Source organism: Shewanella mesophila (assembly GCF_019457515.1).
Classification (GTDB): Bacteria; Pseudomonadota; Gammaproteobacteria; order Enterobacterales; family Shewanellaceae; genus Shewanella; species Shewanella mesophila.
In genome coordinates this window covers 3,208,020-3,220,852 of sequence record NZ_CP080421.1, presented here as the reverse complement: position 1 = coordinate 3,220,852, position 12,833 = coordinate 3,208,020, and the positions used below count along the sequence as shown (strand labels likewise).

Here is a 12,833-nt window from a genome sequence, read left to right as displayed (position 1 = left end):
GGGGCCGTATGAAAAAAAATCCGCTTAAGCTATTGTTCCCCAAAGGGCGATTTTGGACAATAGGCATCCCCTATTTTTGGTTGCTGATGTTCTTTGCATTGCCATTTGCGATTGTATTAAAGATCAGTTTGTCATCGCCTGCGATAGCCATTCCGCCCTATGAAGCGCTTTACCAGTATGCAGATGAGTCATTGCATATTCTGCTTAATCTGGGCAACTATTTATTGGTGTTTCAAGACTCCTTATATGTGAATGCTTATCTTGGTTCACTGAAAATGGCGTGTGTTACGACAATAGGATGTTTACTGCTTGGTTATCCAATGGCTTATGCCATTGCAAGAGCGCCTAAACAACATCAAACCGTACTGATATTGTTAGTGATGCTGCCATCGTGGACCTCGTTTCTTATCCGTGTATATGCCTGGATGGGGATCTTGAGTAACAATGGTGTTATCAACAATCTCTTGATGTGGCTAGGGGTTATATCTGAACCAATTCAAATGCTTAATACTAATTTTGCCGTCTATATTGGTATCATTTATACCTATTTACCCTTTATGATCCTGCCACTCTATGCCAACTTGTCTCAGCTAGATGGTAGTTTGTTGGAAGCGGCAGCAGACTTAGGTTCTCGTAGTTTAAATACTTTCTGGAAAGTGACTTTACCACTCTCTAAAGGTGGCGTGATCGCGGGCTCTATGTTGGTATTTATTCCTGTTGTGGGTGAGTTTGTTATTCCTGAGCTACTGGGTGGCCCTGATTCTTTAATGATAGGTAAGGTGCTATGGCAGGAGTTCTTTAATAACCGTGATTGGCCAGTAGCCTCATCGCTTGCGATTGTGATGCTAGGATTATTGATCATACCTATCACGCTATTTCATCGTTACCAGTCTAGAAGTATGGAGAGAACGGTATGAATAACAGACTAAAAAAACTCAGTTTTTCTACCATAATGCTTTGGGCTGGGATGTTTTTCCTGTACGCGCCAATGTTTATTCTGGTGTTCTACTCATTCAACGAATCTAAATTGGTTACTGTTTGGGGGGGATTTTCGGCTAAATGGTATGGCGAGTTGTTTCGCGATGAGCAGATATTAGATGCAGTTTGGACCAGCTTAAAGGTGGCGTTCTTCGCCTCAACGATGGCGGTGATCTTAGGTACTATGGCGGCATTTGTGATGACGCGTTTCGCGCGCTCTTGGGGGCGGATGACGCTGTCGAATATGATCACTGCGCCATTAGTTATGCCAGAAGTAATTACGGGCTTGTCACTACTGTTATTGTTCGTTCATATGGCAGACCTATTTGGCTGGCCAGCAGAACGAGGGATGTTGACGGTATGGATTGCCCATTCAACCTTCTGCGCCGCTTATGTTGCCGTTGTCGTGTCATCGCGTCTACGTGAGCTTGATATGTCGATAGAGGAGGCTGCACAAGATTTAGGTGCAACGCCACTGAAGACCTTTTTCTACATCACAGTACCTATGATCTCGCCAGCACTGATCGCTGGTTGGTTATTGTCCTTTAGTTTATCGCTTGATGATCTGGTGATTGCGAGTTTTGCATCAGGACCGGGTGCAACGACCTTACCTATGGTGGTGTTCTCCTCTGTGAGAATGGGCGTATCGCCAAAGATTAATGCCCTAGCGACGCTGATCATTTTGATGGTGTCTTTAATAGCCTTTATCTCTTGGTATATGGCGCGCCGCGCAGATAAGCGCAGCAGAATGGCGAGCGACTAATCTCACAATAACTCATCAATAATTCTGGTGACAGGCTATAGCCGATCACGGCGTAGCCTGCCTAATCTAACTGAAAAATTTTTATAAAATTCAGGTGGTTTATATGAACTGTACACCTCACGCGAACTCCTATTACGCCGCGTCTGCCAATACCAAGCAGTTACGCACAAAATTAGCCGATAACATTGAAACCGATGTTTGCATCATTGGTGCTGGATATACTGGGCTATCGTCGGCCATTCATCTACTGGAAGCAGGGTTCAAAGTTACCGTACTGGAAGCCGCTCGTGTCGGTTTTGGTGCATCGGGCCGTAATGGCGGACAAATTGTTAATAGTTTCAGCCGCGATATCGATACTATCGAAAAAACCGTTGGTGTCGAAAAGGGTAAACTTTTCGGCGAGATGGCGTTCGAGGGCGGCCGTATCATCAAGCATCTAGTGGCTAAATATAATATTCAATGTGACCTTAAAGACGGCGGTGTATTTGCCGCACTTAACCCAAAGCAGATGGGGCATCTCGAGTCACAAAAAGCCTTGTGGGAAAAGCATGGTCATATGGGGCATCTAGAGCTGCTTGATGAGTCAGGTATTCGGAATGTTGTCGCTTCAGAGCGCTATGTGGGCGGTTTGTTAGACAAGAGTGGCGGCCATATTCATCCGCTTAACTTAGCCTTGGGTGAAGCGGATGCCGTTGAGTCTTTAGGTGGACAAATTTTTGAAGATTCGGCCGTGGTTAAAGTGGATCAAGGTGAAAGTCCTGTGGTGCATACCAAAGAGGGATCGGTTAAGTGTAAGTTTGTTATTGTCGCTGGTAACGCCTATCTCAATGGTTTGATGCCTGAGTTACAGGCCAAATCAATGCCGTGTGGCACACAAGTGATCACTACAGAGCCTTTAGATGAGGCATTAGCTAAGTCGTTACTACCACAAGATTACTGTGTTGAGGATTGTAACTATTTACTCGACTACTTTAGATTGTCAGGCGACAAGCGTCTTATCTATGGTGGCGGGGTCGTTTATGGGGCAAGAGATCCAGCTGATATTGAGGCGATTATTCGCCCTAAGATGCTGGAAACCTTTCCGCAGCTTAAAGATGTGAAAATTGACTTTACCTGGACGGGTAACTTTTTGTTGACCCTTTCTCGTCTTCCTCAGGTCGGACGTATTGGTAAAAATATCTACTATTCTCAAGGATGTAGTGGTCATGGTGTGACTTACACTCACCTTGCTGGGCAGATATTAGCTGAGACGATTAATGGTCAAGCGAAGCGCTTTGATGCGTTTGCTGGCTTACCACACTATCCTTTCCCTGGTGGGCATCTACTTCAAGTGCCATTTTCTGCTATCGGAGCCTGGTATTACACCATGCGTGATAGATTAGGAATTTAATTTAAAGCCTAGTCAGATCTAATTAAAGCCCGCTTCGGCGGGTTTTTTGTTGCGCTATGTTTATTCACAAAGTCCCGATGACTATATGAATATCAACTTAATATTGGGGAATTGGGGGGGGTTATTGTTTTTGTAACAGTAGATTAAACTGTTCTAAGAGTAACGGTTTACTAAATAGGTAGCCTTGCCCTTGTTCGCACGTTAAGCTCTGAAGTTGTTCTAGCTGCTGCTGGCTTTCTATCCCTTCGGCGACTAATGTAAGATTCAATGATTTACCGAGATTCACCACCGCCTTGACGATATCTAGACTCTGCTCATCGACAAACATATCTTTAACGAATGATTGATCTATTTTTAGCGTGTTAACTGGGAAATACTTCAGGTAGGACAGGCTAGAATAACCTGTGCCGAAATCATCGATGGCAATAGTTAAACCGATCGAAGACAGGGTATTGAGAATACTTAAGGCTTCATCAAAATCATGCATTAAAGCACTTTCTGTCACTTCGAGTTCTAAGTACTTACTTCTTAGCCCAGTCAATTCTAACGCGTTGGTTACTGTTTCACAAAAATTGGGGTTGGTAAATTGTTTGGCTGCGATATTGACGGCGATGCGTAAATCATGACCTTCGTCGTTCCACCTTTTTGCGACGGCACAGCTTTTGAGCAATATGATTTTTCCCAATTCGTGAATAAAGCCAACTTCCTCGGCTAAAGGAATAAAGTCTAACGGCGAAATCATTTGTCCATCTGGGGTACTCAGCCGAGCGAGGGCTTCTGCGCCAACAATTTCCATGGTCTGTAGGTCTAGTTTTGGCTGGAAATACACCTCAATTGCTTCGGTATCGATAGCTGTTCGTAGTTGTGTTATCAGCAGATTACGTTTTACCAATTGATTCTCTAGCTCCTGAGAAAAATAGCAAAAACGGTTTCTACCTAAATCTTTGGCACGGTACATTGACGCATCTGCATGGGTCATCATCTCTTCGCATCTGGTGGCGTCTGTTGGGAAGATACTGATGCCGATACTCACCGATAGCGTGTGTTCATTACCTTTTATTCTAAATGGCGTTCGAGTGCTTTGGACTATGTCATTTGCGATGGTATCGATTTGGCTGGCTGATTTGATGTGAGGCAGCAGTAATACAAATTCATCCCCTCCGACTCTTGCTAATGTGGCATTAGGGTCAATGAGTGACTGTAATCGTTTAGCGACCAATTTAATAATAAGGTCGCCATGAGCGTGACCGAATGAGTCATTTACATATTTAAAGTGGTCTATATCAATCAGCAGTAATGCGACTAGCTTATTGTGGGCTCGAGCGACATTACAAGCATGAGTGACTCTATCATGGAGTAAAATGCGATTAGGCAGGTCGGTTAGCTGATCATGGTTTGCTAGGTGGCTCATTTTAACCGCCATAGCCACTGATTCACTGCAGTCATGAAAGACTATGATTGCTCCCGTGATATTTCCTTCATCATCTTTGATTGGAGACGCTGAGTCTTCTACTCGATATACTGTGCCATCTTGGCTGGTTAACTGGCAGTTGAGTGCCATACCTACGGTGCGCTTCTCTTTCAGGGCTATGGTTACCGGGTTTTGGCCTTTATATTTTGTGCTTGCGTCACATAGATTCATCACTTCATCTATATGTAATCCCATAGCATCGCGGTTTACCCAACCCGTTAGCCGCTCTGCAATGGGGTTCATAAATGTGATTTGTGCCAACTTGTCTGTTGCGATAACTGCATCGCCAATAGAGTTGAGCATAATTCTCAGGCGGTTATTTTCGACGTTGAGTTGTTTTTTTGCCTGTTTTATCGAGCTGATATCCGTCATGGTCAAGAGTAGGCCTGCGAATTTAGTCCCCGACTTCGCCATGGTTAAGTGCACTTGTGCATAGGTGATTTGGTGAAGATTATTGGCAAATTTTATTTCGAATTCATGGTGTAGTTGGTCTAATTCAAGACGCTCCATAATTGCGAAATAAAGATTGGCGGGCAGAATTTCAGATGCATGCTTAGTCACTGTCGCGGTATGGGGAAGATTTAACCATTTTCCGTTATAGTCGTTGTTAAAAAGATTGTTCAAGTCTTCTGACCAGTAAGAGATGTAGGCTGGTACTTGATTGACCAGTGCTTGCATATCCTTCTTTGCTTCAATCAATGCCGCTTCATGTTGTTTGAGTGTTAAGTGATTTTTCACTCTTAGGCGGCATAAAGAGATATCGATGGGTTTACCGATAAAGTCGATTCCACCATGCTCTAACGATTTGTATTCGAATGTACTTTCATTGTGTGCGGTGACAAAAATGACCGCGATATTACAGGTTTTTGGATTGTTTTTTAACTTAGTGCATATCTCAAAACCGTTCATCTCTGGCATTTCTATATCTAGCAGAATAATTGAAGGTTGTTCTCTTGAGGCGAGTTCTAAGGCGTCTAGTCCACCCGAGCTGCACAGTATCAGTGCTAAGTCGCTAAGTGCTGTTTTTAATAAATGTAAGTTGGTGGGATCATCATCGACAACCAAAATTTTCTGACGAGATTCAACGTCATTATTGAAAAGCATTTACGAACTCCCTTTCATATCGTGCGTCAATGATCAGTTTAGCTTATTCGATTAACTTTGCTTAGTGTGATGGTTAGAAAATATTGTTAAGTCTAAATATTTGAACTTGAATAAAGTAAAGTCCAAAGGCACTACTTACGGGTGATACTAAGGAGTTACAAGGATGGTAACTAAAAAAAACAGTCTTGCTTATATGTTTAATAGATTAGGCGGCTCACTATTAACTCTTTCATTTATTGTTCTATTTGTTGTCGCTACTGTTGCCGTTGTCAGTTTCGAATCTCGGCTAACTCGCTCTATTGTTAGCGAGGTGCATTCAAACTTATCTGATGTAAGTGGCCAAATTGATCATCAAATACAGGAGCATTTATCTCGATATTTAGATAATTTACGATTTTTGTATTCAACCCCTCCTGTTTCTGGTTTAACTCGTGCTAAAAATAATCATGGTGTCGATCCTGTTGATAGTAGTAGCTATTTATTATGGCGCAAGCGATTGGAAATTATTTTCGAGTCTTTTTTAGATAACAACAGTGAGTATGAACAATTACGAATAGTATCGCTTGATGGTAACGAGATCGTGCGTGTTGATCGGCGTGCGAACCTAGTACAAGTCATTGATGATCCTAATTTACAAAATAAAAGTCATCGGGATTATTTTGCTACGAGTGTAAAGCTTCACCCTAATGAGGTTTACACTTCGGCTATCTCGCTTAATAGAGAGTTTGGCCGAATCGAGTATCCTCATCGACCAATGTTGAGGCTATCAATTGCGATTTTTGACGAGTCAGGTAAGCGCTTTGGTTTTATGATTGCAAATATTAATGTTGAGCAATTACTGCACTCCTTCGAAATGATGATCCCGTCTCCCTATCAATTTATATTGCTCGATCATGATGGATTTTTCTTGGTACATCCAGATAAGGGGGCGCAGTTTAGCCGAGACTTAGCGCCTGAACAGCGATGGGATAAGCGTTATTTTATCGTTGATGAGGTTGAGGAGGATTTTCATAAAGCAATTGATAAATATACGGATAACAAGCCATATTATATTTTTAGAGACGATGTAACGCTTTCTAGTTATAGTCAAAATGGTCAATTGCAAGCGATTTTGCTTATCTCAAAAAACAACATTGATCAGATTATGATGTCTAGACGCTTTAGCGTTTACTCATTTATGTTAGCCCTATCTTTACTCTTCGCTTTTGTGGTAACCATTGTTCATCGCAATGCGAAAAACAGCCATGCTCTTGCTGCCGCAAGAGCACAATCCTCGGCAATTATTGGTAGCTCAAAAGATGCGATTATATCGGTTTCAACCATAGGTCGAATTACCAGTTGGAACCGTTCTGCTCAGCTGCTTTTTGGCTATGATGCCAAGTATGCCATAGGTAGAATGCTTAGTGATTTATCACTATTGGAGGAGGTTGATCTCGCAGAACTCGTTGACAAGTTACACTGCGATGGTAGGTCACTATGTCTTGAAACCTCTTTTAAGCAGGGTAATGGAACACAATTATATCTATCGGTTTTTCTGTCATCGATTACTAATGAACATCATCAGAGCTGTGGGGGCGCAGTGATCATTAGCGATATCACGATTGAAAAGCGTGCCGCTCAAAAAATACAATCAATCAACACAGAATTAGAGAAAAAGGTCGCGATTAGAACCGCAGAGCTAGAGCGGGCAAGCCATGTTAAAAGTGCTTTTATTTCAAATATAAGCCATGAGATGAGAACTCCTCTTAACGGTATTGTCGGTACCTTAAATTTGCTAAGGCGAGAGCCCTTGACCGCTAGTCAATCTCGTTACTTGAATATGACAGAGGTTAGCGTCAATGCGCTAGCGATACTCATTAATGATGTGTTGGATCTTTCTAAGATAGAAGCTGGTAAGTTAGAGCTTAATATCCAGCCATTCAACCCGCGTCATTTAGTTGAAAGCTTGTGCAGCAGTATGGCTGTTAAAGCACAGGGAGAAGGGCTGGATTTTATTATTGACCTGGTTGATTTAAATTGTATTTCGATCGTCAGTGACATGCATAGAGTGTCACAAATTTTGGCCAATTTAATTAATAATGCCATTAAGTTCACCGAGGAAGGGATGATTAAGGTGAGCGTTACTAACCTGCTTACAAATACAGGAGAGATGCAGTTTACGTGTCATGTTTCTGATAGCGGGGTTGGAATTGCAGCTGAAAACCACAACAAACTTTTTCAGGCATTTACTCAGGAAACCATGAGTATTTCATCCAAATATGGTGGAACAGGGCTTGGGTTATCGATATGTAAGCAGTTAAGTGAGCTACTGAATGGCAGTATCAGTTTTGAATCGGAAAAGGGTGTTGGTAGTACTTTTACTTTTACCATGAATCTTAAAGAGGGAGATTACAGGCTAACTTCTTTGCCTCCTGTGTTAGCGGGATATAGATGTGCTTTAAGGGTGGCAAAGCCACCACAGTTGGTATGTATCGAGAGAGCGTTAATGGCATTAGGTGGGGAGGTGGTTTCGGTGCAATCATTATTGGATTGGCTTATTGATAGTCAAAGTTGCCCAGAATCACTTCCCGATGTCATTATCATTGAACAACAAGATCCACTGCTCGCCGAGTTAGATAATAGGTGGACCGAACTCGTATCTAGATTTAATCCTCCAAAGGTACTGATTTTTCAGAGAAGTGGAGAGCCTCCATTGAGAGTAACTCATGTCGAGGTGACATTAATAAATAATCCTTTACTGATGTCTGAGTTAATTAAGGTGTTTGGCGAAGAGGAGGAGCAACTGCCTGACTCTAGTTATTATCATCATAGCGAGTTTGATGCGAGTCGTACTCAGCTTACATTAGATAAGTTTGCATTGAATAAGGTTGCAGGTGCAAGGGTTTTGCTTGTCGATGACAATAACATCAATATAGAGGTCGCAATAGGCGTGTTATCGACATTGCCCCTTGTGTTTGTAAAAGCTGAAAATGGCCAAGAGGCAATAGACGTATTAATGAGTTGTGCTGAAGACAACAAGCCAATCGATTGTATTTTAATGGATTGCCAAATGCCGATCATGGATGGTTATCAGTGTACTAGAGAGATTCGTCAAGGTAAGGCCGGAGACCAGTATATTTCGACGCCAATTATCGCTATGACCGCTAGCGCCATGATGGGAGAGCGCGAAAAATGCATTAACTTGGGTATGAATGATTACGTCACTAAGCCCATTGTGGCGGAGGAGTTACAAGAAAAAGTGTTCAATTGGGTTGTTTCTGGATATTTCCCGAAAAAACTTCCCACTATCAACAATGAGATAGGTTTGCAATTTGACGGTTTTAACATTAGTGCTGATAGTTATAGTGTGGATATGCAAATTGATAGTCTTGATAGTGAAGTTGATAACAGTGCCTGTGATGAGTTAGATGTAAGTGATGATGTATGGAATATCACCCAGTCGCTTACTCGATTGATGGATAATGTTCCGTTGTTTATTGAAATTTGTCAGATGTACCTAGACTCCACTCCATTACAGATTGGCGAACTAAAAGCGGCAATTGAACTAGGTGATTGTGAAAAGGCGCGTCAATTGAGTCATGGATTAAAGGGGCTATCAAGCAGTATTGGTGCGGTAGAGTTACAAGTAAAACTATCCGACTTAGAATCTGCAGCGAAAGCACACAACAAACACAGCTTGATCAACTTGTATGATGACATAGTACCTTCGTACCAGAGGATTGTCGCGCTAATAAAATGCTATTTAGCGCAACAGCTTGATCAAGCCTGCAATAGATGATTAGTCGACAATAACATCATAACTTATAGAAGTTTAAGGTTGGTTCGATGGCGTCAGAAAATCAAAGTTATGGACTCGAAGTAGATAGTAGAGGAAGAATTTTGCTTGTTGATGATTTGCAGGTGAACATCGTCATCTTATCTCAGCTGTTTAAGGGACAACACGAAGTCGCATTCGCCTTAAGTGGTGAGAAAGCGATTGAGCTCTGCCGAAGCTTTAAGCCAGATCTTATTTTGTTGGATATTGAGATGCCTTACATGTCTGGTTTTGATGTTTGCGAACAACTCAAAGCCGATAATTTAACTAAGGATATCGCGATCATATTTGTATCGGCTCATCATGACGAAGAGATAGAAGCAAAGGGGTTTGATATGGGCGCGGCCGATTTTATTCATAAGCCTATCAATACCACCATCACAAAGGCTAGAGTCGAAAACCAACTGTTACTGAAAAAACAAACGGACACTCTGCGATCCTTAGTCATGCTGGATAGTTTAACTGGGATAGGTAATCGCCACCATGTTGAACGCCGTCTGCCTGAAGCTTGGCGTAACAGTATTCGCCTGCACTCACCCATATCGATACTGATGTTAGACGTCGACTACTTTAAACGTTTTAACGACATATATGGCCACCCAGAAGGGGATAAAGCGCTGATTCGTATTGCTCAGGTTATAGCCAATACCATTAGGCGACCTTATGACTTCTGTGCGCGTTACGGCGGTGAAGAGTTTATCTGTGTTTTACCCGATACCGATATGAATGGGGCGAAAGTCTTGGCACAGCAGATCGTTGATGCGGTCAGGGAGCTGCATATACCCCATTCGGATTCAGGTGTGAGCGAGTACGTTACTATCTGTGCGGGAGTAAGCTCGATTATTCCTGATAATGCATCTGACTGGGAGCGAGAAATTGAGGCCGCAGATAAACAGTTGTATCTTGCTAAAGAACATGGTCGCGATCGTATAGAACCCTCAAACGAATAAAGCTAATCTACTTAAAGCTTAAACTGTTTGGCATTTGAAATGATGATGAGCCGGTGTTCTAGAGTAACCAGTGATCTTTTACTGATCTGTTACCGGATATGGACAGGAGGCGAGATTGCAAACTCTAGCCATGAAAAAGCCGCTTAGATTTCTCTAAGCGGCTTATCAAAATTGGTGGCCCCTCACAGACTTGAACTGTGGACCTGACGATTATGAGTCGTATGCTCTAACCAACTGAGCTAAGGGGCCGACTTAAGATAGTCGTCACTATCGAAAGCGCTGAGAAGTATACGAGGTTTGATTGCGCTTGTCACCCCAGTTTTTCGTTCAAATCCTAAGTTTGAATTCAAGTGGTTATCTGTTAATCAATCTAGGCTTGTGCAAAGCATAAAAACAAAAAACCCAGCAAGATGCTGGGTTTTAAATTAGTCACTTAAACAAGGGTTACTCGTCTAGGAATGACTTTAAGATCTCTGAGCGAGAAGGGTGACGTAACTTACGTAGCGCCTTCGCTTCAATCTGACGAATACGTTCACGGGTTACATCGAACTGCTTGCCCACTTCCTCTAAGGTGTGGTCAGTGTTCATGTCGATCCCGAAACGCATACGCAGCACTTTAGCTTCACGAGCCGTTAGGCCTGCTAAGACTTCATGAGTCGCGTTCTTCAAGCTTTCGCCAGTCGCAGAGTCCAGTGGTAGCTCAAGGGTCGTATCTTCGATGAAATCACCTAAGTGCGAATCTTCATCGTCACCAATAGGGGTTTCCATAGAGATAGGCTCTTTGGCTATCTTAAGTACTTTACGGATCTTGTCTTCTGGCATCAACATGCGCTCAGCCAACTCTTCTGGAGAAGGTTCGCGGCCCATCTCTTGTAGCATTTGGCGAGAGATACGGTTTAGCTTGTTGATTGTCTCAATCATATGTACTGGGATACGGATCGTTCTTGCTTGGTCAGCAATAGAGCGAGTGATCGCCTGACGTATCCACCAAGTAGCATAGGTCGAGAACTTATAACCACGACGGTATTCGAACTTATCAACCGCTTTCATCAGACCGATGTTACCTTCCTGGATAAGATCCAAGAACTGTAGACCACGGTTGGTGTACTTTTTAGCGATTGAGATTACCAGACGTAAGTTCGCTTCAACCATCTCTTTCTTCGCACGACGAGCCTTAGCTTCACCGATTGACATACGACGGTTGATGTCTTTGATTGCAGCAATAGCAAGACCAGTTTCGTTTTCAATTGCATCTAGTTTAGCGCGGCAACGTCTTACGTCGTCTGCAACCATTTCTAGACCTTCAGCATAAGGTTTTTTCGCTGCAAGTTCGTCATTAAACCATTCGATGCTGCTTTCGTTAGAAGTATATACTTTAACGAAATTTTTCTTTGGCATCTTAGCTTGTTCAACACATAGCTTCATGATGAGGCGTTCTTGAATACGCACTTTATCCATCATTTCGCGCATGTTTTTCACAAGGCGGTCAAACTGTTTTGGCACTAAGCGGAATTCTTTAAAGATCTCACCAATCGCAAATAGTGCACCAGTGGCTTCAGGGTGTTCACGACCTTTTTCAGCAATCACTTTTAACGCATGTTCATGTGCTACGCGAAGCTGAGTGAAACGCTCGCGAGCTTCCTCTGGATCTGGCCCTTTTGGCGTATCATCTTCTTCGTCGTCTTCATCATCATCATCTTCGTCGTCTTCGTCATCGAGTTCGTCGTCAGATAATTCTGAGCCGATATGTGTTGCGGTTGGGGCAACATCTTCTGCATTAGGGTCAACAAATCCAGAGATAATGTCTGATAGTCTGACTTCTTCAGCTTCATAGCGATCGTATTGCTCAAGAATCATGGTAATTGCTTGAGGATATTCAGCTACTGAGGCTTGAACGGTATTAATACCTTCTTCGATACGCTTAGCGATAACAATCTCGCCTTCACGGGTAAGAAGCTCAACTGTACCCATTTCACGCATATACATACGAACAGGGTCTGTTGTGCGTCCAAGTTCTGCCTCTACCGTAGCAAGCGCAGCGGCAGCTTCTTCTGCAGCATCTTCATCGGTGCTGTCTTCAGACATCATGATGTCATCGGCATCCGGCGCCTGCTCATAGACGCGAATACCCATGTCATTTATCATCTGGATAATATCTTCGATCTGGTCAGAATCGACCATATCTGCAGGTAAGTGATCATTCACTTCTGCATAGGTTAAATAACCTTGCTCTTTACCTTTGGCAAGCAACAATTTAAGTTGCGACTGCGGAGTATGCTCCATAGATATCATCCAAGTTGGGTAACTGTTAAACGACGGGCAAATTAGTGCCGCGCAAATCGTCAATTATAGCCGTGTGTGCA

The 12,833-nt window shown here is 42.8% G+C and carries 7 protein-coding genes and 1 tRNA gene; 5 read left to right on the top strand and 3 right to left on the bottom strand.

Annotated elements, in window-relative coordinates; genetic code table 11:
* Positions 1-8: 8 nt before the first annotated feature.
* The 3 genes from K0I73_RS14300 (at position 9) to K0I73_RS14290 (ending at position 3,131) form a co-directional block, all read left to right on the top strand.
* Positions 9-917 carry an ABC transporter permease subunit gene (locus K0I73_RS14300; RefSeq protein WP_220061739.1) on the top strand — a complete coding sequence of 303 codons (909 nt, stop codon included), beginning with the start codon at positions 9-11 and terminating at the stop codon, positions 915-917.
* Positions 914-1,741, top strand: a complete 828-nt coding sequence (locus K0I73_RS14295; RefSeq protein ID WP_220061738.1) for an ABC transporter permease subunit — start codon at positions 914-916, stop codon at positions 1,739-1,741. The genes K0I73_RS14300 and K0I73_RS14295 overlap by 4 nt, the downstream gene beginning before the upstream one ends.
* A 103-nt stretch (positions 1,742-1,844) precedes the next feature.
* On the top strand, positions 1,845-3,131 hold the full coding sequence (locus K0I73_RS14290; RefSeq protein WP_220061737.1) for an NAD(P)/FAD-dependent oxidoreductase: 1,287 nt from the start codon (positions 1,845-1,847) through the stop codon (positions 3,129-3,131).
* A 121-nt stretch (positions 3,132-3,252) separates the two neighbouring features.
* On the opposite strand, the gene K0I73_RS14285 is transcribed toward K0I73_RS14290, so the two are convergent.
* Entirely contained in the window at positions 3,253-5,706 is a 2,454-nt protein-coding gene (locus tag K0I73_RS14285; protein WP_220061736.1) for an EAL domain-containing protein, read from the bottom strand.
* Between the two features lie 163 nt (positions 5,707-5,869).
* Between K0I73_RS14285 and K0I73_RS14280 the strand changes: the two genes are divergently transcribed.
* Both K0I73_RS14280 and K0I73_RS14275 read left to right on the top strand, forming a co-directional pair.
* A complete protein-coding gene (locus K0I73_RS14280; RefSeq protein ID WP_220061735.1) occupies positions 5,870-9,484 on the top strand; it encodes an ATP-binding protein in 3,615 nt (1,204 codons plus the stop codon).
* Between the two features lie 47 nt (positions 9,485-9,531).
* Positions 9,532-10,470, top strand: coding sequence for a GGDEF domain-containing response regulator (locus K0I73_RS14275; protein ID WP_220061734.1), 939 nt, complete (start codon positions 9,532-9,534; stop codon positions 10,468-10,470).
* Positions 10,471-10,642: 172 nt separating this feature from the next.
* On the opposite strand, the gene K0I73_RS14270 is transcribed toward K0I73_RS14275, so the two are convergent.
* Both K0I73_RS14270 and rpoD read right to left on the bottom strand, forming a co-directional pair.
* Positions 10,643-10,719: transfer RNA gene (locus tag K0I73_RS14270), tRNA-Ile, on the bottom strand.
* A 195-nt stretch (positions 10,720-10,914) separates the two neighbouring features.
* Positions 10,915-12,753, bottom strand: coding sequence for an RNA polymerase sigma factor RpoD (gene rpoD, locus K0I73_RS14265; protein WP_220061733.1), 1,839 nt, complete (start codon positions 12,751-12,753; stop codon positions 10,915-10,917).
* Positions 12,754-12,833 lie beyond the last annotated feature (80 nt).